At 58.2% G+C, this 23,568-nt stretch carries 25 protein-coding genes and 3 tRNA genes; 16 read left to right on the top strand and 12 right to left on the bottom strand.

The window, feature by feature from the left end; genetic code table 11:
• The first annotated feature begins 69 nt into the window (after positions 1–69).
• From ACR0CZ_RS07415 to ACR0CZ_RS07440, 6 genes are all read left to right on the top strand, one after another.
• A complete protein-coding gene (locus ACR0CZ_RS07415; protein WP_170392106.1) occupies positions 70–1,020 on the top strand; it encodes an ABC transporter substrate-binding protein in 951 nt (316 codons plus the stop codon).
• A gap of 10 nt (positions 1,021–1,030) precedes the next feature.
• Positions 1,031–2,080 (top strand): betaine/proline/choline family ABC transporter ATP-binding protein, encoded by a 1,050-nt coding sequence (locus ACR0CZ_RS07420; protein WP_170392104.1) that lies wholly within the window; start codon positions 1,031–1,033, stop codon positions 2,078–2,080.
• Positions 2,077–4,140: an ABC transporter permease subunit gene (locus ACR0CZ_RS07425; protein ID WP_170392102.1), complete on the top strand. Its 2,064-nt coding sequence runs from the start codon at positions 2,077–2,079 to the stop codon at positions 4,138–4,140. Before ACR0CZ_RS07420 ends, ACR0CZ_RS07425 begins: the two co-directional genes overlap by 4 nt.
• 105 nt (positions 4,141–4,245) lie before the next feature.
• On the top strand, positions 4,246–4,911 hold the full coding sequence (locus tag ACR0CZ_RS07430) for an NnrU family protein (protein WP_170392099.1): 666 nt from the start codon (positions 4,246–4,248) through the stop codon (positions 4,909–4,911).
• Positions 4,912–4,984: 73 nt separating this feature from the next.
• Entirely contained in the window at positions 4,985–5,521 is a 537-nt protein-coding gene (locus ACR0CZ_RS07435; protein ID WP_170392097.1) for a DUF2478 domain-containing protein, read from the top strand.
• A gap of 160 nt (positions 5,522–5,681) precedes the next feature.
• A complete protein-coding gene (locus ACR0CZ_RS07440; RefSeq protein WP_170465084.1) occupies positions 5,682–7,154 on the top strand; it encodes a glycosyltransferase family 39 protein in 1,473 nt (490 codons plus the stop codon).
• 86 nt (positions 7,155–7,240) lie between these two features.
• Here ACR0CZ_RS07440 and ACR0CZ_RS07445 read toward each other — a convergent pair.
• Positions 7,241–7,324 (bottom strand) — tRNA-Tyr (locus ACR0CZ_RS07445).
• Positions 7,325–7,440: 116 nt separating this feature from the next.
• On the opposite strand from ACR0CZ_RS07445, the gene rlmB reads away from it, so the two are divergent.
• The 5 genes from rlmB to ACR0CZ_RS07470 all read left to right on the top strand — a co-directional run bounded on the left by rlmB (position 7,441) and on the right by ACR0CZ_RS07470 (position 10,348).
• Positions 7,441–8,214, top strand: coding sequence for a 23S rRNA (guanosine(2251)-2'-O)-methyltransferase RlmB (gene rlmB / locus ACR0CZ_RS07450; protein WP_170392093.1), 774 nt, complete (start codon positions 7,441–7,443; stop codon positions 8,212–8,214).
• Between the two features lie 12 nt (positions 8,215–8,226).
• A complete protein-coding gene (locus ACR0CZ_RS07455) occupies positions 8,227–8,502 on the top strand; it encodes a hypothetical protein (protein ID WP_255612144.1) in 276 nt (91 codons plus the stop codon).
• Between the two features lie 175 nt (positions 8,503–8,677).
• Positions 8,678–9,049: a YHS domain-containing (seleno)protein gene (locus ACR0CZ_RS07460; protein WP_255611718.1), complete on the top strand. Its 372-nt coding sequence runs from the start codon at positions 8,678–8,680 to the stop codon at positions 9,047–9,049.
• A 291-nt stretch (positions 9,050–9,340) separates the two neighbouring features.
• Positions 9,341–9,811 carry a CoA-binding protein gene (locus ACR0CZ_RS07465; protein WP_170392089.1) on the top strand — a complete coding sequence of 157 codons (471 nt, stop codon included), beginning with the start codon at positions 9,341–9,343 and terminating at the stop codon, positions 9,809–9,811.
• A 120-nt stretch (positions 9,812–9,931) separates the two neighbouring features.
• Entirely contained in the window at positions 9,932–10,348 is a 417-nt protein-coding gene (locus tag ACR0CZ_RS07470; RefSeq protein WP_170392087.1) for a VOC family protein, read from the top strand.
• 53 nt (positions 10,349–10,401) lie between these two features.
• Here the strand turns inward: ACR0CZ_RS07470 and ACR0CZ_RS07475 are convergent, their stop codons facing one another.
• From ACR0CZ_RS07475 to hisF, 3 genes are all read right to left on the bottom strand, one after another.
• Entirely contained in the window at positions 10,402–10,950 is a 549-nt protein-coding gene (locus ACR0CZ_RS07475) for a hypothetical protein (protein WP_170392085.1), read from the bottom strand.
• A gap of 69 nt (positions 10,951–11,019) precedes the next feature.
• Positions 11,020–11,337: a phosphoribosyl-ATP diphosphatase gene (locus ACR0CZ_RS07480; RefSeq protein ID WP_170392083.1), complete on the bottom strand. Its 318-nt coding sequence runs from the start codon at positions 11,335–11,337 to the stop codon at positions 11,020–11,022.
• A complete protein-coding gene (gene hisF, locus ACR0CZ_RS07485) occupies positions 11,334–12,095 on the bottom strand; it encodes an imidazole glycerol phosphate synthase subunit HisF (RefSeq protein WP_170392081.1) in 762 nt (253 codons plus the stop codon). The genes ACR0CZ_RS07480 and hisF overlap by 4 nt, the downstream gene beginning before the upstream one ends.
• Positions 12,096–12,215: 120 nt before the next feature.
• On the opposite strand from hisF, the gene ACR0CZ_RS07490 reads away from it, so the two are divergent.
• Positions 12,216–12,662, top strand: coding sequence for a DUF302 domain-containing protein (locus tag ACR0CZ_RS07490; RefSeq protein ID WP_255611717.1), 447 nt, complete (start codon positions 12,216–12,218; stop codon positions 12,660–12,662).
• Position 12,663: 1 nt separating this feature from the next.
• Here the strand turns inward: ACR0CZ_RS07490 and hisA are convergent, their stop codons facing one another.
• Positions 12,664–13,383 (bottom strand): 1-(5-phosphoribosyl)-5-[(5-phosphoribosylamino)methylideneamino]imidazole-4-carboxamide isomerase, encoded by a 720-nt coding sequence (hisA, locus tag ACR0CZ_RS07495; protein WP_170392079.1) that lies wholly within the window; start codon positions 13,381–13,383, stop codon positions 12,664–12,666.
• 134 nt (positions 13,384–13,517) lie between these two features.
• On the opposite strand from hisA, the gene ACR0CZ_RS07500 reads away from it, so the two are divergent.
• Positions 13,518–13,919, top strand: a complete 402-nt coding sequence (locus ACR0CZ_RS07500) for a DUF2147 domain-containing protein (RefSeq protein ID WP_170392077.1) — start codon at positions 13,518–13,520, stop codon at positions 13,917–13,919.
• 3 nt (positions 13,920–13,922) lie between these two features.
• On the opposite strand, the gene hisH is transcribed toward ACR0CZ_RS07500, so the two are convergent.
• Together hisH and hisB are read right to left on the bottom strand one after the other, a co-directional pair.
• Positions 13,923–14,561: an imidazole glycerol phosphate synthase subunit HisH gene (hisH, locus tag ACR0CZ_RS07505; RefSeq protein WP_170392075.1), complete on the bottom strand. Its 639-nt coding sequence runs from the start codon at positions 14,559–14,561 to the stop codon at positions 13,923–13,925.
• Positions 14,562–15,149, bottom strand: coding sequence for an imidazoleglycerol-phosphate dehydratase HisB (gene hisB / locus ACR0CZ_RS07510; protein ID WP_480537012.1), 588 nt, complete (start codon positions 15,147–15,149; stop codon positions 14,562–14,564). It abuts the gene before it with no gap.
• Between the two features lie 154 nt (positions 15,150–15,303).
• On the opposite strand from hisB, the gene ACR0CZ_RS07515 reads away from it, so the two are divergent.
• Positions 15,304–15,543 carry an Lrp/AsnC family transcriptional regulator gene (locus tag ACR0CZ_RS07515; protein WP_170325761.1) on the top strand — a complete coding sequence of 80 codons (240 nt, stop codon included), beginning with the start codon at positions 15,304–15,306 and terminating at the stop codon, positions 15,541–15,543.
• Here the strand turns inward: ACR0CZ_RS07515 and ACR0CZ_RS07520 are convergent.
• The 3 genes from ACR0CZ_RS07520 to ACR0CZ_RS07530 all read right to left on the bottom strand — a co-directional run bounded on the left by ACR0CZ_RS07520 (position 15,540) and on the right by ACR0CZ_RS07530 (position 16,674).
• Positions 15,540–16,406, bottom strand: coding sequence for a GNAT family N-acetyltransferase (locus ACR0CZ_RS07520; protein WP_170392073.1), 867 nt, complete (start codon positions 16,404–16,406; stop codon positions 15,540–15,542). The genes ACR0CZ_RS07515 and ACR0CZ_RS07520 overlap by 4 nt on opposite strands.
• Positions 16,407–16,491: 85 nt before the next feature.
• A tRNA-Gly gene (locus ACR0CZ_RS07525) sits at positions 16,492–16,566 on the bottom strand.
• 33 nt (positions 16,567–16,599) lie between these two features.
• Positions 16,600–16,674, bottom strand: a tRNA-Gly gene (locus tag ACR0CZ_RS07530).
• A 119-nt stretch (positions 16,675–16,793) separates the two neighbouring features.
• Between ACR0CZ_RS07530 and ACR0CZ_RS07535 the strand changes: the two genes are divergently transcribed.
• Positions 16,794–16,976, top strand: coding sequence for a hypothetical protein (locus tag ACR0CZ_RS07535; protein WP_170465082.1), 183 nt, complete (start codon positions 16,794–16,796; stop codon positions 16,974–16,976).
• Positions 16,977–16,982: 6 nt separating this feature from the next.
• Here the strand turns inward: ACR0CZ_RS07535 and ACR0CZ_RS07540 are convergent, their stop codons facing one another.
• Positions 16,983–17,366 carry an MAPEG family protein gene (locus tag ACR0CZ_RS07540; protein ID WP_170392069.1) on the bottom strand — a complete coding sequence of 128 codons (384 nt, stop codon included), beginning with the start codon at positions 17,364–17,366 and terminating at the stop codon, positions 16,983–16,985.
• Between the two features lie 71 nt (positions 17,367–17,437).
• Entirely contained in the window at positions 17,438–20,875 is a 3,438-nt protein-coding gene (locus ACR0CZ_RS07545) for a pyruvate carboxylase (protein ID WP_170392067.1), read from the bottom strand.
• Between the two features lie 293 nt (positions 20,876–21,168).
• Between ACR0CZ_RS07545 and ACR0CZ_RS07550 the strand changes: the two genes are divergently transcribed.
• On the top strand, positions 21,169–23,565 hold the full coding sequence (locus ACR0CZ_RS07550; protein ID WP_170392065.1) for a UvrD-helicase domain-containing protein: 2,397 nt from the start codon (positions 21,169–21,171) through the stop codon (positions 23,563–23,565).
• The last annotated feature ends 3 nt before the right edge of the window (positions 23,566–23,568 follow it).

Consider the following 23,568-nt stretch of genomic DNA (forward strand, 5'->3'; position numbering starts at 1 on the left):
GACCACAAATGATCCTGGGCGGGCTCGATATCGCCATGGGGCAAACGTAAAAAACAGGGAGTTGTTGTTATGAAAAAGCTAAGCGTAAGCTTTTTGGCTATCGCAGTGGCCGGGGCGGCCCATGCCGCAGATATGGGCGCGGTCGATGAACCGATCAAGCTGGCGATCAACGAATGGACCGGTCAACATGTGACCACCCATGTGGCAGGTGAGATGCTGAAGGCCGCCGGTTATAACGTAGAATACGTGACCGCCGGGATGATGAATCAGTTCCAGGCGTTGGCCGATGGGGACATTGACGCGACATTGGAAATCTGGTCGTCCAACGTGTCCGACGAATATGCCAAGAAGATCGACGAAGGCACCGTTGTTGAAATCGGCGATCTAGGGCTTGATGCCAAGGAAGGCATTGCCTACCCGGCACATGTAGCGGAGCTGTGCCCGGGCCTGCCTGCGTGGGAAGCGCTGAAAGAGTGTGCGCAAGTTTTTGCTACGGCTGAAACTCTGCCCGGTGGCCGTCTGGTCGATTACCCAGCGGATTGGGGTACGCCCGGCGCGGATCGTATGACCGGTCTTGAATTGCCGTTCAAAGCGGTCCCCGCGGGTTCCGAGGGCGCTTTGATCGCCGAATTGCGCGCCTCGACCGAGCGCAAGTCGCCGTTGCTGATCACCTTCTGGCAGCCACATTGGGCGATGTCGGCATATGACGTACAGTTTGTCGAACTGCCTGCAGGCGAAGAGGCGTGCTTTAACGATCCGTCTTGGGGCCCGAACCCCAACGCAGTGAATGATTGCGATTTCTCGCCGTCACGTATCTTCAAGGCCGGTTGGAGCGGCATGGCAGACAAGTGGCCCGCTGCCTATGAAATCCTGACTAACTATCAGCTTTCGGTCGAAGACCAGCAGCCAATGATGGGGGCGATCGACGTAGATGGTGGCGCGGTCGAAGAAGTCGTCGCGGCATGGATGGCCGAGAATGAAGACAAATGGCGCCCCGTCGTTGACGCGGCAACGCAGTGAGTCCGCTTAAGTGACTGAAGCGAATACGCCAGCCATCGCCTGCCAGAATCTCTGGCAGGTGTTTGGCCAAGGTGCCGACAAAGCTCTGACCGACGCGCTGTCTCGGTCAGGGAGTGACGCAGACAAAGCCGCCGCCGATTTGCGCGAACAGGGGTTTATCCCTGCTGTTCAGGATGCCAATTTCGAGGTCAAAGAAGGCGAGCTTTTTGTCATCATGGGCCTGTCCGGCTCGGGCAAATCGACGCTGATTCGTTGCATTTCGCAACTTCTGCCCGGTACGGGCGGCGAGATCCGTGTGGATGGCGAGAATGTCATCGGTGCATCGAAGAAGACCCTGACTGAACTAAGGCGCAAGAAGCTGGGCATGGTTTTCCAGCATTTTGGCCTGTTCCCTCATATGACCGTGGCCGAAAACGTGGCTTATCCGCTGCGTGTGCAAGGCGTCGGTAAAAAGGAACGTTTGGCGCGTGCGCAGGAAGTAATCTCGCTGGTCGGCTTGGAAGGCCGCGAAGATAGCTTTCCCCGGCAGCTTTCGGGTGGTCAACGCCAACGCGTAGGGATCGCGCGCAGCCTTGCGGTGAATCCCGATATCTGGTTTCTGGACGAGCCGTTCTCGGCCCTTGATCCTTTGATCCGCCGCCAGCTGCAGGATGAATTCCTACGCATCCAGGCGACGTTGAAGAAATCCATCGTCTTTATCACTCACGACATTCAAGAGGCGCTGAAACTGGCCGACCGCATCGCAATTATGCGCGATGGCAAAATCGTTCAGATCGGCACGCCGACGGATATCGTGCTGCGTCCGGTAGACGACTACGTGCGCGAATTTTCTAAGGACGTGGCCAAAGGCCAGCATGCCAAGGTTGCTTCGGTCATGCGTGATGATGCTGAGCGTGGGCCGGATGATCCGGGCTTGACCACATCCATGACGCTCGACGCGGCGCTCGCACATTGCATGGAGCTGTATGAACCCGTGCCCGTCCGCGATGCAGACGGCAATATTGTCGGTACGGTTCATCCGTCCGATCTCGCCGCAGCTTTGCAGGTGGATGAAGCATGACCGCTGTGACGGATATCCCCGCGCGGCAGGCCCGCCTGACGGCTGGGACGCAGGCCGCGCTGATTACCCTTGTCGTTGGCGCGGTTTGCCTTGCGCTGGAAGGCGTCGCCCCATGGCTGGTCACATGGCCCAAAGAATGGGAACTGCCTGCAACGCAATGGGTTGGTGCGTTTCTCGACTGGTTTCTGAATGGCATTAAACCGGCGATGCGGTTGTTTTCGGACCTGATGACTTATCCGATGAATGCTGCAAACTACGTGCTTGGCAGCACGCCCTGGCCGATCTTGATTGGGGTCGTCACTGCGCTGGGTTGGTATCTGGGCGGTCTGCCGATGGCGGCGCTGGGGTTCTTTGGCCTCAGCTTCGTTCTGGCTTCAGGCTATTGGGCCGAGAGCATGAATACGCTGGCGCTTGTCGCCGTGTCTGTCCCCGTGGCGCTGATTATGGGCGGGGCTATCGGTATTCTTGCCAATGAAGTGCCACGCGTGAAGGCCTTCGTTCAGGCCGTACTGGACGTCATGCAAACGGTGCCGACTTTTGCCTATCTGACGCCGCTGTTGCTTCTGTTTGGCTTTGGGCCGGTGGTCGGCCTGATCGCTTCGGCCATCTACGCCGCGCCACCTATGGCTCGCAACGTTATGCTGGGGCTGGAACGGGTAGAGCCCGAAATCAAAGAGGCTGCGATCATGTCCGGCGGGACGCGCTGGCAGCAGCTCTTTCAGGTCGAAATTCCTGCTGCCACGACGCAGATCATGGTTGGTGTGAACCAATGCCTGATGGCCGCCCTGTCGATGGTGATCATCGCGGCGGTCATCGGCGGCTTCAACGACATCGGCTGGGAAGTCCTTTTGACCATGCGCAAGGCGCAGTTCGGTGAATCCCTCATGGCCGGTCTGGTCATCGTTGTCTTCGCAGTGATCATCGACAGGATGAGCGGCACTTTGGCGACCGAGCGCAAGCGATATGACAGCCGCGTTGTCTGGGCGATGCTGGGCTTTGCAGTGCTATTTACCGCTGCCTTCTGGTCCCGGTTGCCGAACCCGTCTGGCCTTACAGTTCTGGACCCGATGGCCGAGGCGATTGACACCGGCCTGACCTCATTTACGCAGGCTAACGGGCCTTGGCTGGACGCACTCAAGAACAACTCTCTGTTCTATGTGTTGTTGCCCTTGCGGATCGGTCTGGACCAGGCTGTACTACCGTTCACCTGGGGGTTCCAGTGGACCCCGAGCATGAGCTGGGGTCTGTTCGCCGCCGGTGCGGCTATCGCTCTGCTGATGGCATGGCGCGGGCATCTGACCGGCGGTCTGATCGTTCTTATCCTGATCGGCATGCTGGAAACCGGCATATCAAACCTGCCTTGGCCGTTTGTCCTGACCGGCGCGGCTGCGCTGGGTTGGGTCGCGGGTGGCTGGCGTCTTGCGGCGCTGTCGGTTGGGCTGCTGTGTACCATCCTCGTTTCAGGCCTTTGGGAGCGGGCACTCCTGTCGCTCTACCTCAGCGGTGCCGCAGTGTTTTCCTGCGCAGTGGTCGGAGGGCTGATCGGTCTTGCCAGCGCCGTTTGGGGGCCGGTCTGGAAAGTGGTTCGCCCGATCTGTGATATGCTGCAGACGATCCCACTGTTTGTGTTTCTGATCCCAGTTCTGATGGTGTTTCAGATCGGTGAGTTCTCGGCCTTCCTGGCGATCTGCGCCTACGCCATCGTCCCGATGATCCGCTACACGCGACACGGGCTGGTCAACACACCCGAGGAAATGATGGAAGCCGCAATCTCCAGCGGCGCGACCGAGTGGCAGATCATGCGCGACGTCCGCGCGCCCTATGCCGCACCGACCATCCTACTGGGGCTGAACCAGACCATCCTCTATGCCTTCGCCATGCTGGTGATAGCGGCACTGATCGGGACAACCGGTCTGGGCCAGTCGATTTATCTGGCGCTGGGGCAGGCGGATGTCGGGCTTGGCATCTCGGCCGGGGCCGCCATGGCCATTCTTGCCCTGATCGCCGACCGTATGGTGCAGGGCTTTGCCGAGGAACGCCGCAAGGCGCTGGGCCTATAAAACAGGGCAGGGGCGGGCAACCGCCCCTTCACCCTCACTTGATTTCGGACAAAGACCAGCGCGCTGTTACGGCCTAAACCGGGCGCAACACGTTCGGAGACTACGATGACCGGTTGGGGCCTTTTCCTTGCTGCACTTGCCACATTCCTTCTTAGCCACATGATTCCAGCGCGGCCCGCAGTGCGCAGCTGGCTGATCGATACGATGGGACAACGCGCATACTTCGCCAGCTATTCGATGATTTCTCTGGCCGTTTTGGCTTGGTTGATCATCGCCGCCGCAAATGCACCTTATGTCGAAGTGATCCCGCCGCTTCCAATCTTTCGGTGGGTGCCTTTGCTGGTCATGCCAATTGTTTGCTGGTTGGCAATTGCGGGCCTATCGATCCGGAACCCGTTCTCGTTCGGAGGGCTGGGGCACCGCCCGTTCGATCCCGAAAACCCTGGAGTCCTGCGCACGACGCGTCATCCGATACTAGTGGCGTTGATGCTATGGGCTTTGGCACATCTGTTGGCCAATGGAAGCCTGTCGCATGTCATCTTGTTCGGCTTGTTTGCTGGCTTTGCGGTGATGGGCATGGCGCTCATTGATCACCGCAGCGCGCGGAATTTGGGGACGGAATGGGTACGCCTTTCCCGCAATACCGCGCGCCTGTCACTCAGCGCGCCCCGCCCTTGGCCCAGCCTTTGGGTCTGGTTGATTGCTTTGGCTTCTTACGCGGTTCTCCTCCACCTGCACGCATCGGTGATCGGGCTTTCACCGTTGCCTTAATGGATGAAGGTGGTCGGACAAGCCGACGCGTGCTATCTGAAACGTCATCGACTGAAATCTGAGGTCCAAAAAAATGCATCTGGCCTATGTAACGACAACCGATCGCGGTGCGACTGACCGCCTGCTTAGCGAATTTGCGGATGGTCTTGTGCTGGCCGGAACACCGATTGCCGGGGTTGTGCAGACCAACACCGAATGTGCCGACGGATATAAATGCGATATGGATCTGAAAGTCTTGCCGACCGGGGAAACCATTCGCATCTCACAATCCCTTGGCAAGAACGCTCGGGGTTGCCGTCTGGATCCGGCTGAATTGGAACGGGCCGTCGGCCTCGTGACGCGGTCGCTTGAGGATGGCCCTCAATTGCTGATCATCAACAAGTTCGGAAAGCACGAGGCGGACGGGCGGGGTTTTCGCCCAATTATCGCCGACGCACTAGAGCGTGAGATTCCCGTCTTGGTGGGCGTCAATAAATTGAACATTGAAAAGTTTCAGGAATTCGCCGGCGGCATAGCCGAGGCGCTTGGCCCCGATGTCAGCAGCCTGACTGAGTGGTTTGACAAAATATCCCAAACTGACGTTCAACCCGCCGCGGCATCTGGCGGCTGAAGCCCAGGCATCCATCTGCTGAGCTGCGCGCATTGTTTCTCGCGCGCCCAACTGCCGCAAAAATGGTGGACTTGAGCCCACACATCGGGTCTAGCTTCGGTCAAAGTTGCAATCCGGCGGCCAGATATCCTGGGCGAGTGCCGACGAAATGGGCTTATCCATGATCGAAGATCAGTGCGTCTCAGATGAGCGATCTCTGGAAGCCGCTTGCGGGGTCGATGACCCGGCAGCGAAGCAATCCCGTCTCGATGGGTTGATGTCGACAGATCGCTTCTGGTTAAGCATAGTCACGGCTTACTTTCTGCTTCATGTCGTATTGCGAGTTGCAACCGGCGGCGCGCTTGGTCTGGATGAGGCTGAGATACTTCTTGATGCGCGCCGCTTGGAATGGGGCTACGGCCCGCAACTGCCACTTTACGCCTGGCTGCAATGGGGCATCTTTCAGATAACCGGTCCCGGCATATTAGGGCTGTCACTGCTGAAGAACGGGATGCTGCTGGCGACGGTTGTCACGCTGTACCTGACCATACGAACCCGTCATGCGCCACTGTGGGCAGGGCTGTCGGTCCTGTCACTTCTGATGCTCTATCAGTTTAGTTGGGAGGCGCAACGCGCGCTGACGCATACCGTTCTGGCCAATCTCTGCTCGGTTCTGACCTTCGCGGTGATTTGGGGGCTAATTCGCAAACCGACGACTTGGGGATTCGTCTTGCTGGGCGTAGTCGTGGCAATGGGAAGTTTGTCAAAATACAACTATGCGATCGCGCTGCTGGCCATGTTGCTGGCGGCTTTCAGTGCATCTGAGACGCGCAAGCCTCTCTGGTCGCCTCGACTGCTGCTTTCGTTGGGTGTCGCCGCATTGCTTGTCACACCACCGGTGCTATGGGTTCTGAACAATCCCGAACACGCATTTGCAAGCGCGCGCAAGTTGGACATGAGCAGCGATGGCCCAACCACATTGATCGCGCTGCAAGGCTTGGTTGAGTTGGCCTTGGCGTCGGCTGGGTTTGTATCGCTCTTGCTGATCGTACTGGGCGTCCTTTGGTCGATCTATCTCAGGCAAGGGGTGGCCGCCAAAGGTGATGATCTGAGGCGATTGATGACGCGTACTCTGGTCTGGGCGTTGTTACTTATGGCGGCTGTAGTGCTTGTGAGCGGAAGCACCAACGTAAAGGATCGCTGGCTGCAACCGATATTGATTTATGCCGGTCCCGTACTGTGTTTGTGGCTACTACCCAGAACAGGTCGTAAAGGCGTAAGGCGATTTGCCCAGGTCAGCGCCGTTCTGGCGGTGTTTATTGGACTGGCGATGCTGCATCACAATCTGGCAGGGGATGCCAAACGCGCGGCCCCTTTCGCTACTTTGACCTCTGAGATAATCGCGCAAACAACGCCCGAAAGTGCAATTGTTGCTGACAATTGGATTTCCGGAAACATGGCCTATTTTGCGCCCGATCATCCTGTTTACAGCGATCGGGACCCGCGCGCGCCAAATGCTGCTCTTCGGGTTTGGGAATCGGCTCGAAATGTCCCGAAGGACGTCGACCCAGCACAGGTGAAAATCTTGGTTGCGCCATACCGCTTTGACAACAACGAAGAGATGACGCTGTCATTTGGACCTGTGTCGCAATAGCGCGGGGACCATGGAAGTTGACATCGAACGTTGCTATCACCCAGATATCGGCCTGAACGAATGGCTCAATTTTTTCGGTGAGTAAGTGGTGGGCGACCCTGGAATCGAACCAGGCGTGCGTCTCCGCGAGGGAGTTACAGTCCCCTGCCACACCTTGCGGCCTGTCGCCCACTGTCAGGCGTTGCACCTGACGTGGAGGCGTGATTACTAGCGCGTCTAAAGGGCGTCAACAGGAAAATACCGCTTTGACGCAGGAAACCGAATTCCCGGCCCGGAGGCCCGTATCATGAAGAAACCAAAGTGGGTCGTTGAGAAGGAACAGGCGCGCAAAGCGGCTGCGGCAGAAACCGTCTGGCTGTTCGGTTTACACGCCGTACGCGACGCGCTGATGAACCCGAAACGGCAGAAGCTGCGCCTGATTGTGACGCGCAATGCCCGCGACAAACTGCTGGAAGCTATTGAATTTGCGGAGATTGTACCCGAGATGGTTGATCCGCGAAAATTCACCGCACCGATTGATCCGGGATCGGTTCATCAGGGCGCGGCACTTGAGGTCAAGCCGCTGGAATGGGGTGGGCTTGCCGAGAATTGTATTGGGCAGGAAAACCCACGTGTGCTGCTGCTGGACCGGGTGACAGACCCACATAACGTCGGGGCGATTCTACGCTCGGCAGAAGTGCTGGGCGCCAGCGCCGTCATTGGCACCCGCCACCATTCAGCGCCCGAGACCGGCGCTTTGGCAAAAACTGCCAGCGGCGCGTTGGAACGACAACCCTATCTACGCGTGCGCAATTTGGCCGATACGATCATCGAGTTGCAGAACATGGGGTATTTAGTCCTGGGTCTGGATGGTGAGGCCGAACAGACGATAGAAGCCACGCTGGGCGACAAGCGTGATCGCCCGGTGGCGCTGGTGCTTGGGGCCGAGGGGCCTGGGTTGCGGCAGAAAACCAAAGAAACCGTCGATCAATTGGTAAAAATTGACGCGGCGGGGGGATTTGGTTCTCTAAACGTCTCAAATGCCGCGGCTATCGCACTATATGCATCCAAACCCAGATAACAGGAGGCCCCCATATCCACTCCACATAAAATTGCCACCTGCTGCTATTGCGGTACCCGTGCCGCATTGGTTCTTCGGGGAAAGCAACAGCACGAGCTGAGTTGCGCAAGCTGCGGCGCACCCCTGCATAATCTCAAGATGGTGCCAAAAGCCAAACTGGCAGATCGGCCGATCAAAAGTTACCAGCCGGCACAGAAGCACAAAAAATACAAAAAGAAGAAAAAGCGGGGTCTGTTCTCAAAGGTGTTGGACGAAGCCTGGGACGTGATCGAAGACGTTTTCGATTAACAACCGCACGCCCGTTCACATCGGCGTCATGGGGGTTTCAGATACGGTTTGAAATATGCATCTTGAAGCCCTCTAACCGCAATCCAGTGAATCACCTATGTTGTCTCGACGTTCCTTCTTGATCAGTCTCTCTTGTACCCCGTTTGCCTCTGTCGTCGGTGCGCAGGAAATGCCCATGTTCTACGTGGACGATGGGATGGCGGTCTCAGGCTATGATGCGGTTTCTTATTTCAAGGCTGGAGCACCAGAGTTGGGTCAGCCCGACATAGCGCTGATGTGGAAGGGTGCGATTTGGCGGTTTGCGTCAGAGGAAAATCGCGATCGATTTGAACGCAATCCGCGCGCCTATGCCCCGCAGTTTGGTGGTTACTGCGCCTATGCGATGGCGAAAGGTCTGCTAAGCAGTACCGATCCCATGGCATGGCAGATTGTGGATGGGCGGTTATATCTGACCCACTCGGAAGCGATCGAACGTATCTGGGAACGCGATGTCACCAATTACATCCGCGAGGCCGAGGGGCATTGGCCTGCGGTTCTTTACCAATAAAGCCTATTGCTCTTGGCTTAAGATCGGCGCGCGGCTTATGTAACGAGCCGTTCTGACCATGATCGCCGAAGGAAATGCGCACGGTTTCATTCGGCGGCATTCCGCCTTTTGTGATGTGTCATCACAAAAATGCGCGCGACCTCTTTTTTTTAGAAAACTCATGCTTAAATGTCACAGTGACCGCGGAATGGAACTGCCGCGGGTCATTTCACTGTCCCTCGTTCCAACAACTGGCGCTCAGGAGTTTCCTGGGCGCTTTTTTCTTTGCATGCGCTTGCTTATGGTGTGCTCATGAATGACTACTCCGACGATGTTCTGACCCAAATCCTTAGGCGCACCAAAGTGGTTGCGGTGGTTGGGGTTTCTATGAACCCGGTGCGGCCCAGCTACTACGTCGCGCGTTATCTGTCGCTCAAGGGATATCGGGTGATACCGGTCAATCCGGGCCATGCAGGCAAGATGCTGTTTGGCCAGACGGTGCAGGCTTCGCTGTCCGACATTCCCGAGCCCGTCGATATGGTTGACATCTTTCGCCGCTCCGAGGCCGTGCCACCCATTGTCGACGAGGCGCTGGATGCGTTTCCCGACTTGCGCACCATCTGGATGCAGATCGGAGTTGAACATGCCGAGGCCGCTGCCAAAGCGCAGGCCCGCGATATCGACGTAGTCATGAACCGCTGCCCCAAGATCGAATATCAGCGCCTGTTTGGCGAACTGCGTATGGGTGGGTTTGCGACTGGAGTGATTTCGTCCAAGCTGTGACGGCCCTGACGTTTGTGTCTACGCCCCGGCCTGAATTGAACAGAAATGGTGCATTTGTTGAGGGCGAGGTCCAATTGACCTATACCCATTCAGCAAACCAATAAGACAGGACCATGCGGAATGATTGCTTATGTGACCGTTGGTGTTGACGATATCACGCGCGCTGAGCGGTTTTATTCGGCGTTCCTGCCCGCCCTTGGTTATGCGTTGGAGCGGTATCACGGAGACTTGAGCTATGCGCTGCCAGTGCCGCCGGGGCAATCCCCGGTTCAGCCCGAGTTCTATGTAAAATCACCCTTTGATGGAGGCGCGGCTTCGGCTGGCAACGGGTCCATGGTGGCGTTTGAGGCGCGCACCCAACAGCAGGTTCGCGACCTTCACGCCGCTGCGCTTGCCGCAGGCGGCTCTGACGAAGGCCAGCCGGGCTTTCGCGCCTCGTATGGTCCGAATTTCTATGTCGGCTATCTGCGCGATCCTCAGGGCAACAAAATCGCGCTGTTTTCCAGCAATCCAAACGAGCCGGGGCGCGACGGGTAACGCTTTCGTCGGGTCGCTATGGCGCTTCGATCACTGCCCGCAGAAGCTCAGTCTCACGGGCTGGATGCTTGTTCCTGTCGCCGCTTTTCCAGAACCACTTCGCGTGGAACCCACTCGTAACGGGTGTCCTCAACCAGGGGCGACCAGAATAGAACTCCGCCATAGCGCCAGGGATCCAAGACAACGCCTTCGTACATGCTCTCTCCCTTGCGGCTGATAATGGCAGTGCTGTGGTCGATGCGGAACGGGTTATCCGCGTTGGCGATGGCGCGGTGCATATCCAGAGTGCGGAACTGCTCCTGATCCAGTCGCCGCTCAATATCTTCAGCCCAGTGCCAGCACAGACCACGCGGACGCAGACCCTTGTTGACCTTGGCGTTATGGATAAGCGGAGGGTCGGTGATCTCGTATTCCTGCGCCAGTTGCGCAGTATAGGCATAGGCGATGCGGGCGGCGCGGGTGGCCTCTTCCGGGTCGATATCGGGGCCGAGGCTTTGAATTTCAGCCGCCAGCCGTTGGACCTCATCTCCGGAAGACGGGGGAGGGGTGGCACAGGCGGCGAGGGTGGCAAGTACCGCTGCAAACACCAAAGCTCTGATCATCTGCGCGCCCTTTGCCTCAATGCACCCGAACCCGGAGTATAGCGAGCCGGGTATCCGCGCGAAACCCGCTTAGTCTTTTGGTCGGGATGCCTTTTCCGTGATGCCGCTGGTGCCCTGTCGACGGGCCAGTTCGCCCAGCACATCATCCAGCGCAACATCGCGCGCAGCCAGCATCACTAGCAGGTGATAAAGCACATCAGCCGCCTCGGAGGTCAGTTTTCCCCTGTCCCCTTTGGCGGCTTCGATGATTGCTTCAATGGCTTCTTCGCCGAATTTCTCGGCACATTTCTCGGGACCTTTGGCCAACAGCTTGGCGGTCCAGCTGCTGTCTGGGTCTGCCCCTTTACGGGCTTCAATCGTAGCCGCCAGATCGTGCAGAATGCTCATGTCAGCCTCATCGGAATGCCAGCGGCGGCCATATGCTCTTTGGCCTCGTGGATGGTGTATTCGCCGAAATGGAAGATCGAGGCGGCAAGCACCGCGCTGGCCCCACCTTTAGTCACACCTTCGACAAGATGGTCCAGATTGCCCACGCCCCCGCTGGCGATCACCGGCACTTCCACCGCGTCACTGATCGCGCGGGTCAGAGGCAGGTTGAACCCGGCCTTGGTACCATCGCGATCCATCGAGGTTAGCAGGATTTCCCCCGCGCCCTTGGCGACAACGGTTTTGGCAAATTCAACCGCGTCGATGCCTGTTGGCTTGCGCCCGCCATGGGTGAAAATCTCCCACTTGCCGGGGCTGACGGTCTTGGCGTCAATGGCGCAGACAATGCATTGGCTGCCGAACTGATCCGCTGCTTCGGCGATGACGTCCGGATTCGCGACGGCGGCCGAGTTAAAGCTGACCTTATCAGCCCCCGCCAGCAACAGGGCCCGCACGTCATCTTTGGTGCGCACGCCACCACCTACAGTCAGAGGCACAAAGCACTGCTCTGCCGTGCGTTGGACCACATCGAACATCGTGCCGCGGTTCTCATGCGTCGCATGAATGTCCAGAAAGCAGATCTCATCCGCTCCGGCGGCGTCGTATGCCTTGGCCGATTCCACGGGGTCACCGGCATCGCGCAGGCCAACGAAATTCACACCTTTGACCACACGGCCATCGGCGACATCCAAACAGGGAATGATGCGGGTTTTCAGCATGGGCTTTCCTTTGCTCGGGGCACCTGTACCGGCAAAGCCCCGCCGATGCCAGACTTGTGATTGTGATCTGTCGCGAAGCCATGGAAATTAGGGGTGAAATTTATGAAAAGGATTACCCAGATGCGACAACTTCTTTTGGCTTCAATTCTCACATTCGGAGGCGCCCTGTCCGCCATGGCTGACGACATCATCAAAGTGGAAACCAACAAATCCGTGGCCGAGGCGCTGGACGCGCTGGAAGCCGCCGTGGGTAATGCGGGCGCCACCGTGTTTGCCCGCGTGGATCACGCGGCGGGGGCGGAAAAGGTCGGAACGCCAATCCCGGCCAATCAGGTGCTGATTTTCGGCAACCCTGCTCTGGGCACTCCCGCCATGCAGATCGACCCGCGCGCGGGGCTGTTCTTGCCGCTGAAGGTGCAGGCCTACGAAGACGCAAACGGACAGGTCTGGCTGGCTTATGAAGATCCGAAAGAGACGATGGACGAGCTCGACGAAGTAGAGAAATCCCCCATCATCGAAAAGATGCGCGGCGCTTTGGCGAAACTGACCGCCGCCGCTGCTCAATAACTCAGTTCAGGGCGCGAATGGCCTCTTTTAGGTCAATCGCGCCATCATATAGCGCGCGGCCAGAGATCGCGCCGTTCAACTCGACGCCACAATCACGCAGGGCGATCAGGTCGTCCAGTGAGCTGACGCCGCCCGAGGCAATCACCGGAATCGAAACCGCCTGCGCGAGCGCCGCCGTGGCTTCGATATTCGGACCCTGCATCACACCGTCGCGGTTGATGTCTGTATATATGATCGCTGCCACGCCAGCGTCCTCGAAACTGTGCGCCAGATCGGTGACCTGTACGTCGGTCTCTTCGGCCCAGCCCTTGGTGGCAACCATGCCGTTTCGTGCATCTATACCGACGGCTACCTTGCCCGGGAAGGCTTTGGCAGCTTCGCGCACCAGATCTGGGTTTTCGACTGCAACGGTGCCCAGAATCACCCGCGCCAGACCTTTTTCGATCCAGGTCTCGATTGTGGCCATGTCCCGGATACCACCACCCAGCTGAGCGGGCACATCACAGGCTTTCAGAATTGCCTCAACGGGTGCCGCATTAACAGGCTCCCCGGCAAAAGCACCGTTCAGATCAACCAGATGCAGCCACTCGCAACCAGCCTCGACAAAGGCGCGGGCCTGCGCAGCAGGGTCTTCGTTAAAGACCGTCGCCTTATCCATTTCACCACGCAGCAGGCGCACGGCGTTGCCGTCTTTCAGATCGATGGCGGGGTAGAGGATCATGTCGGGCGGCCCTATATCACTGTTACACGCGCGGGATATCGCACAGGCAGGGCAGGGGCGCAACGCGACGCTAAGTCATTCTTGCCCGGTGCCGAACGGCAGGTCAGACTGACCGGAAAGACAGGGAGATAACCATGAAGACATATTCTCTTGCAGCGGTCTTCGCTGCGATGGCCACCACCGCCTTTGCTGCCGATCCGGTAGACGGGCTGTGGAAGACCGCTCCGGGCGATACGGGCGGCTATTTGCATGTGTCGATTTCGGAATGTGGCAGCGCCATCTGCGGAACTATCGACAGCGCATTTGATGCCCAAGGCAACCAACAGCTGGAGTACGAAAACCTTGGCAAGCAAATCATCTGGGACATGATCCCCGAGGGTGACGGCAGCTATGACGACGGCAAAATCTGGGCCCCGGATCGCGATAAAACCTATAGTTCGAAAATGACACTGGACAGCCAGAACAAACTGACCGTTAAGGGATGTGCCGTTGGGGGTCTGGTCTGCCGGGGTCAGGTCTGGACACGGGTTCAGTAAATCTCAGGGCTTCCAGGTCAGGAAATTGCCGATCATCCGCAGGCCAACGTCTTGGCTTTTCTCAGGGTGAAACTGCATCCCAACCATAGTGTCGCGGCCAATCACGGCCGTGACCTCTTGCCCGTAGCCCACATAGGCCAACCGTTGCGCCGGATCCGTCACCCGGAAGTGGTAGGAGTGCACAAAATAGGCATGATCGCCTGATTTTATCCCGTCAAAGACCGGATGGTCGCTTTCCAGAATCAGATCGTTCCAGCCCATATGTGGTACCTTGAGCGCGCTGTCCGAGGGTTCAATCTTCACAACATCACCGGCAACCCAGCCGAGACCATCGGTCGCGGAGTATTCATGACCCTTGGTCGCCATCAGCTGCATTCCGACGCAGATGCCCAGAAACGGGCGGCCTTTCTGCTCAACGGCTTCAACCATAGAGTCATAGATGCCTTTGTGGCCGCGCAACTCGGCGGCGCATGCCGGGAAAGCGCCATCACCGGGCAGAACCAATCGATCAGCCCGCGCGACAACATCTGCATCCGATGTCACGACGACCTCGCCCGCATCCAGTTCGCGGGCCATCCGTTGAAACGCCTTCTCCGCCGAGTGCAGGTTACCGCTCTCGTAGTCAATGATGGCTGTCAGCATCTACAGCGCGCCCTTAGTCGAGGGAATCGCATCCGCCTTGCGTGGGTCGGTTTCGACCGCATCGCGCAAAGCACGGGCAACGGCCTTGAAGGCGGCCTCGGCAATGTGGTGGCTGTTGAAGCCATGCAACTGATCAATATGCAGGGTGATCCCGCCATGGGTGCTGAGCGCCTGAAAGAACTCGCGCACCAGCTCGGTGTCGAACGTGCCGATCTTTTGCGTCGGCAGGTCCACATTCCAGATCAGGAACGGGCGGCCCGACAGATCCAGCGCACAGCGCACCTGTGCGTCATCCATGGGCAGATGGCATTCGCCATAGCGACGAATACCCTTCTTATCCCCTAGCGCCTGCGTCAGTGCCTGACCCAGCGCAATCCCGGTGTCTTCGACCGTGTGGTGGTCGTCGATGTGGTAATCACCCTTGGCACGGATCGTCATGTTGATCAGCGAATGCCGCGCCAATTGATCCAGCATGTGGTCAAAGAACCCGACGCCGGTCTGGTTGTCATACTGGCCGGTGCCGTCCAGATTGACCTCGACCGAAATCTCGGTTTCGGCGGTCTGACGGCTGATCTTAGCGCTGCGCATGGGCGAATTCCTTTTGCTACAGGCGCGCTTATAGACCCGGATGGGCGACCTATCCAGACCGCTTTAAGCCTTCGTCGCAAACTGTTGCAGGGGATTGCACCCGGACGCGGCCCGTGCCAGCCTGCGGGCAACACGAACCAACAAGGCCCGGCCCATGTCCACCTGCGTTTTCATTCAGATCCGTTGCAAACCCGGTACCACTTACAAAGTCGCCGAAGAGATCGCGCTGCGTGAAATCCATTCCGAACTTTATTCCACGAGCGGCGAATACGACCTGCTGCTGAAGCTCTACATCCCCGAAACCGAGGATGTGGGCCACTTCATCAACGAAAACCTGCTGGTGATTCCCAATATCGAACGCTCGCTGACCACGATGACGTTCAAGGCATTCTAGCCGAGTTCGAATGTCGTGATGCCATATATCCGGTCAAGGTCGATGTCCGGCGCGTGACTGGAATACATGCGCCCCGTTTCAAATACCTTGGTCAGCCCCAACTGTTTGGCCAATTCCATGGCTTGTGCGTTTGGATTAGGCTTGTCGATGAATACCTCGGCCTTTGCCTGATCGGCGGGTAGCGTCGTCAGAAGGGAAACCAAAAGCGCCTGCGCGATTTGTGGATTGTCGGCAAACAGAGGCCCGACCTTGTACCCGCTCAGGCAGCGCCGCAATGTTGCATAGCCTTTGATCCGCCCATTTTCCTCAAACACCCGCGATACGTGGCTGGGTGCCTCCAACCAGCCGCGCAAGAACGTGTCGCGCGCGGCGGGGAACAGGCCTCGGTCATACGACTTTAGATCATCGGTTAGTGTGTTGATTGGACGAACCCGAGTGTCCTCCACGCGACCCAGGGCATCCAGGATGCCGCCGACGGTGCCCGCGAATCGATAATTGTCATACGCCAGTTCAAAACCGAATTTCCGATAGTTGTCCTGCTGTTCGACCACACCATCCATGCCCATGTTACGATCCTGGCAATGTGCCTTGACCGCTTCGGCGACCTGCAATCCGTATCCCGAGCCGCGAAACTCGGGACGCACGATGTAGAAGCCAAGAAATGCGTAGGCATCATCGTAGTTCACGGCGGATGCGGACGCGATCATCTGGCCGTCCAGGAAACCGCCCTTGAACCCTTCGGGGTCCGAACTGCGAAAACAGACCGCGTCGTGCAGCCCGGGGTTCCAGCCTTCCTGTCCCGCCCAATCTACAGCGGTTTGAAGTTCGTCTGCTGTTAAGGCGCGAATGACGTAATCGGACATACCCGCATCTCCGTCGTAATTTCATGTGCAGCAAAGATGCCGCAGCAATCGCGAAAGAACCAGCATGTTCGGAGAGTTTGGTATCTGGAGCGGGCGAGGCGATTCGAACGCCCGACCCTAACCTTGGCAAGGTTATGCTCTACCCCTGAGCTACGCCCGCATCAGATACTTATATGGTCCGTAGACCTCTCAATGGAGCGGGCGAGGCGATTCGAACGCCCGACCCTAACCTTGGCAAGGTTATGCTCTACCCCTGAGCTACGCCCGCGCCGTTGAGTGAGGAGGGATGTATAAATTCCCACACGAGGCTGCAAGCGGAAAAACACAAAAAACAGCAAAAAATCTTTCGACGGAAATTCGGGGCTGCGGTGTTCAAGAGATATAGCAATGAACGAAATAAGGGATTGGGCAGAGGAAATGAAAGATATTGCAGACATTAAAATGGCGGCATTGGCGGCGCTGATTGTTCTTACCACCGTGATCTACAGTCAGATCGATGAAACACTGGCAGAGGCGCAGCCTAGCCTCCCGCATGCTCCTTTGATCGAGACGCAGGTTTTGACGGGCTAAACGTTCTCATACAGCCAGAACAAGATTCGCCATGGCCGCCAGCAATATGGCCGTAAAGGTCAGACCCATTCCGATCTGGCGCAGGATGATGATCTGTGGGGTCTTGCCAAAACCATAAGCGTGCAGAAGCCTGCCCGCCAAAAGTAACATCCCCAACAGGTTCACAAGCCAGCCGCCAGCATCTTGCAGTTCGACCATGGCGATAAGCAGCAAAGCAAAGGGAGCGTATTCGGCGCAGTTCGCATGCGTTCGCATTGCCTTGATCATGGCCTTGTCGCCATGATCCCCGACCGATATTTTGCCCGCCCGGCGTTGCCGGATGACATTCACGCTGAGTGCGACGTACAGAAATGCGATCAACGCGGCGTAGATCGGGGTGATGGTCAGCATGCGGCCTCCTGATGTTGAAAGGGCCGCCCGGTTCCCCGAACGGCCCTTATTAGCTTAGAAGGCTAAACCGGTTATTCCAGTTCGACCAGCAGATCCTTGGCATCAATCTGGCCACCCGGCTGGACGTGGACGGCCTTGACCACCGCGTCGCGCTCGGCGTGGATACCTGTTTCCATCTTCATCGCTTCGATGGTCAACAGCAGATCGCCTTCTTTGACTTCTTGACCTGAGACAGCGGCCACAGTCGCCACAACCCCCGGCATTGGTGCGCCGATATGGTTGGGGTTACCAACTTCGGCCTTTGGCCGCTGAGCGGTTGATGCTTTCACCAAACGGTTCGGCACGCGGATCACGCGGGGCTGACCGTTGAGTTCGAAGAACACGCGAACCTCGCCATTCTCGTCCGTCTCGCCGATGGCCTGACAGCGAATCTCCAGCGTCTTGCCGGGATCGATCTCGGCGGTGATCTCCTCGCCCGGCTCCATGCCGTAAAAGAAGGTACGCGTGGGGAGAGTACGGACCGGGCCATAAGTGCGGTGACGGCCCATATAGTCGAGGAACACCTTGGGATACATCAGATATCCATTCAGGTCCTCGTCATCGATCTCTTTGCCCTCAAGCTGTTTGGACAAATCGGCGCGGGTGGCCTCGAGATCGACCGCTTCGACATGCTTGCCGGGGCGTTCGGTGTTGGGGGCCTCGTCCTTCAGGACCTTCTGGATGATGGTATCGGGGAACCCGCCCGGAGGCTGACCCAGATTGCCGCGCATCATGTCCACCACCGAGTCGGGGAAGGCGACATCAGTGTTCGGGTCTTCGACCTGCGCGCGGGTCATGTTCTGGCTGACCATCATCAGCGCCATGTCACCGACCACCTTGGACGACGGCGTCACCTTGACGATATCGCCGAACATCTGGTTCACGTCCGCATACATCTGAGCAACCTCGTGCCAGCGTTCTTCGAGTCCAAGCGAACGCGCCTGTGCCTTGAGGTTGGTAAACTGACCACCAGGCATTTCGTGCAGATATACCTCGGAGGCCGGGGCCTGCAGGCTGGACTCGAAGGCCGCGTATTGGCCACGCACTGCCTCGAAATAGTCGCTGATCTCACGGATGGCCTTGATGTCCAGCCCGGTGTCTCGCTCGGTATGGCGCAACGCCTCGACCACGGTGCCGAGCGTTGCCTGAGAGGTGTTGCCGCTGAAACTGTCCATCGCGCAATCCACCGCGTCCACACCGGCCTCGGAGGCGGCCAGAATGGTGGCGCTTGCAATGCCTGCGGTGTCATGGGTGTGGAAGTGGATCGGCAGCCCGACCTCTTCCTTCAGCGCCCGGATCAGGATCTTGGCGGAGGCCGGTTTCAGCAGTCCGGCCATATCCTTCAGGCCCAGCACATGTGCGCCAGCGTCACGCAGTTCCTTGGCCATTCCGACATAGTATTTGAGGTCATACTTAGCACGGTCCGGGTCCAGAATATCGCCGGTATAGCAAACGGTGCCTTCACAGATCTTGTTGTTTTCGATCACCGCGTCCATGGCGACGCGCATGTTCTCGACCCAGTTCAGCGAGTCGAACACGCGGAACACGTCGACACCCTTGGCCGCCTGACGCACAAACTCCTGCACCACGTTATCGGGATAGTTGGTATAGCCAACCCCGTTCGCCCCGCGCAGCAGCATCTGGGTCATCAGGTTTGGCATCGCCTCACGCAGATCACGCAGGCGCTGCCAAGGGCATTCCTGCAGGAAGCGATAGGCGACATCGAAGGTTGCACCGCCCCAGCATTCGACGCTGAATAGCTGCGGCAAGTTCGCAGCATAGCTAGGTGCTACTTTGATCATATCGATCGAGCGCATCCGGGTTGCCAGCAGCGACTGGTGCCCGTCGCGCATGGTGGTGTCGGTGATCAGCAGCTGACGCTGCGCCTTCATCCAGTCAGCCACCGCCTGCGGGCCTTTTTGCTCCAGCAGGTTGCGGGTGCCCATCTGCGGTTCGGCCTTGGGCGCGGGGGGCCTGGCCTCTTTCAGGTCGGGGCGCGGCATCGGGCGATCCTTGGTTTCGGGATGCCCGTTCACAGTGATGTCGGCGATATAGTTCAGAACCTTGGTGCCCCGGTCGCGGCGTTTCTTGAACTGGAACAGGTCCGGTGTCTCATCGATGAATTTGGTGGTGTATTCATTCGACAGGAAAGTCGGGTGCTTTAGCAGGTTTTCGACAAATGCGATGTTGGTGGAAACACCGCGCACACGGAATTCCCGCAGCGCACGGTCCATCCGCGCAATCGCCTTTTCTGGCGTTGGGGCCCAAGCGGTCACCTTGGTCAGCAGCGAATCGTAATACCGCGTGATCACACCGCCTGCATAAGCGGTGCCGCCATCCAGACGGATGCCCATGCCGGTGGCCGAGCGATAGGCGGTGATGCGGCCATAATCGGGGATGAAGTTGTTCAGCGGGTCCTCGGTTGTCACGCGGGTCTGCAACGCGTGGCCGTTCAGGCGGATATCGTCCTGGCTGGCTTTGCCGGTGGCCTCGGCCAGCGTCTTGCCCTCGGCAATCAGGATCTGAGCCTGCACGATGTCGATGCCGGTGACTTCCTCGGTAACGGTGTGTTCCACCTGCACGCGCGGGTTCACTTCGATGAAATAGAACTTGCCGGTGTTCATATCCATCAGGAACTCGACTGTGCCCGCGCATTCATAGTTCACATGGGCGCAGATACGGCGGCCCAGCTCGCAGATTTCGGCGCGCTGTTCTTCGGTCAGGTACGGGGCAGGCGCGCGTTCCACGACCTTCTGGTTGCGGCGCTGGACCGAACAATCGCGTTCATAGAGGTGGTATATCTCACCGTGCTTATCACCGAGAATCTGCACCTCAACATGGCGGGCACGGGTGATCATCTTTTCCAGATAGCCCTCACCGTTGCCAAAGGCGGCCTCGGCTTCGCGGCGGCCTTCCAGCACTTTCTCTTCCAGTTCATCCTCGGACAGGATCGGGCGCATCCCGCGTCCGCCACCGCCCCAAGACGCTTTCAGCATCAGCGGATAGCCGATCTCGGCTGCCTCGGCCTTGATGGCTACCATGTCGTCGCCCAACACCTCGGTCGCCGGGATAACCGGAACGTCGGCGGCAATCGCCACTTTCCGAGCGCTGGCCTTGTCGCCAAGCGCGCGCATGGTCTCGGCCTTGGGTCCGATGAAGGTGATGCCGTTCTGAACACAGGCATCCACGAAATCCGGGTTTTCGGACAGCAAACCGTAACCGGGGTGGATCGCATCTGCGCCGCTTTCTTTGGCCACCCGGATGATCTCGTCAATCGACAGATACGCCGCAACCGGTCCCAGATCTGCGCCAATGCGATAGGCCTCATCCGCCTTGAACCGGTGCAGGCCCAACTTGTCCTCCTCGGCGAAGACCGCGACGGTGCGCTTGCCCATCTCGTTGGCTGCCCGCATCACACGGATGGCAATCTCGCCGCGATTGGCAATCAGGATTTTCTTGAAGTCTGTCATTTCAGGTCCCGGTCTTAATGGCTGTGGCCTTGTGCATAGGCGGACAATACGGCCACGTACATATGTAGTTCTGGGTAGAACCGGCATGTTAACGCTCGCAAACGCCGCCCTTTTGCGCAAACTTATTGCACATGCTGCATTGCGGCATCAATCCCTCGTAGAAAAGAGCAGATTATGCCCGTTTCCCCGAAAATCTTCGCTGCGCCCTTTGGAGGGATGATTCTATTTGATTTGAGCGAACAAGCCGTGAACAAACCCTTTCCCTCCGCGCCCATCCGGCGTAGTTTACCGGCATGAGCAGTTTTGACGAAATGGACGCCTTCGAAGGCGCATCGCTGTCGGCGCGGGCGATGCCTGCGACCTCGGCTGAGTACCTCAACGATCTCAACCCGGCGCAGCGCGAAGCGGTTGAGCGGCTGGATGGTCCGGTGCTGATGTTGGCTGGTGCGGGCACGGGCAAAACAAAAGCTCTGACCGCTCGGATCACCCATCTTCTAAGAACCCATCGGGTGCGCGAGAATGAGATTCTGGCGGTGACCTTCACCAACAAGGCCGCGCGCGAGATGAAACAGCGCGTAGGGCGCATGCTGGGTCGACCCGCTGAGGGCATGCCATGGCTGGGCACGTTCCACGCAATCTGCGTCAAGCTTTTGCGTCGCCACGCGGAATTGGTCGGGCTGAAGTCGAATTTCACCATTCTGGACAGCGATGATCAGAAACGGCTGCTGAAACAGCTTACTCAAGCCGCCAATATCGACGATAAGCGCTGGCCCGCACGGATGCTGGCAGGGATCATCGATGACTGGAAAAACCGAGCCCTGACGCCCGATAAGGTGCCTGCCGCAGATGCCGGGGCCTATAATCATAAGGGCATCGAACTCTATGCCCAATACCAGACCCGCTTACGCGAGCTGAACGCGGTGGATTTCGGTGATCTTCTGCTGCACATGGTCACGATTTTTAAGACCCATCCGGACGTTCTGGAGCAATACCAGCGCTGGTTCCGCTACATCCTCGTGGACGAGTATCAGGATACCAACGTCGCCCAATACCTCTGGCTTCGCCTGCTTGCCGGGGGCCACAAGAACATCTGTTGCGTCGGCGATGACGATCAGTCGATCTATGGCTGGCGCGGGGCCGAGGTGGGCAACATCCTGCGGTTCGAAAAGGACTTCCCCGGCGCCTTCGTGGTCCGGCTGGAACAGAACTACCGCTCGACCCCGCATATTCTGGCCGCTGCGTCCAACGTAATTCGTGGCAATGAAAGCCGCTTGGGCAAAGAGCTTTGGACCGACCGCGAAGAGGGTGAAAAGGTCCGTCTGATCGGCCATTGGGATGGCGAGGAAGAAGCACGTTGGATCGGGGAAGAGATCGACGCGATGCAAGGTGGCACGCGCGGTGTGCGGCCGATGAACCTTGATGAGATGGCGATCCTCGTGCGCGCCTCGCACCAGATGCGGGCGTTTGAGGATCGGTTTTTGACCATCGGTCTGCCTTACAAAGTGATCGGCGGCCCTCGGTTCTATGAGCGGATGGAGATTCGCGATGCCATGGCCTATTTCCGGCTTGTGGTCAGCCCCGAGGATGATCTGGCCTTCGAGCGGATCGTGAACACACCCAAACGCGGCCTCGGCGACAAGGCGCAGCAAACGATTCAGGTGGTGGCGCGCGAGAATGGCGTGTCTCTGGTCGAAGGGGCGCGGATCGCGGTCGATAACAGCCTGATCAAGGGCAAGGGTGGCAAGGCGCTGCGCGAACTGATCGACGGGTTGGCGCGGTGGAATGCAATGACGCGTGGGCCTCGGATTGAGGTGGACGATGATACGGTGATTGATGACGGTGTTTCACCGATCCGATACGGCGCGCCCGAGCATTCGCATATCGAGCTGGCGCAGATCGTCTTGGACGAATCCGGCTATACCGCGCATTGGCAGAACGAAAAGACGCCCGAGGCGCCGGGGCGGCTGGAAAACCTTAAGGAACTGGTCAACCAGCTGGACAATTTCGAGAACCTGCAGGGGTTTCTGGAGCATGTCAGTCTGGTGATGGATAACGAGCAGGACAGCGACGGGGCCAAAGTCTCGATCATGACGCTGCACGCGGCCAAGGGGCTGGAGTTTCCCGCGGTTTTCCTTCCGGGGTGGGAGGATGGATTGTTCCCCTCTCAGCGTTCGATGGACGAATCCGGTCTCAAAGGCCTCGAAGAAGAACGAAGGCTGGCCTATGTCGGTATTACCCGCGCAGAAGAAGTCTGTACGATTTCCTTTGCAGCCAACCGACGGGTGTTTGGACAATGGCAGAATTCGATGCCGTCCCGGTTCATTGATGAGTTGCCCGAAGATCACGTGGAAGTGCTGACACCTCCGGGGCTCTATGGTGGTGGTCAGCAGGCAGCTGGGATCGAAACCCGCGCAGCCGAGGCGAATGTCTATAACTCTCCGGGCTGGAAGCGGATGCAGGCGCGGCAGGGGCAATATGGCATGTCTCAGCCAAAGGAAAGCCGGAATACTGTGATTGATGCGACAGCCGTGGCCAGCTTTACGCTGGGCGAGCGAGTGTTTCACCAGAAATTCGGCTATGGCGCAGTGATCGGCATCGAAGGTGATAAAGTCGAGGTCGATTTTGACAAGGCGGGGAAGAAGAAAGTGGTCTCGCGCTTTCTGACCAACAAGGATGACGTGCCGTTCTGACGC

This window comes from Ruegeria sp. H9, assembly GCF_056532915.1.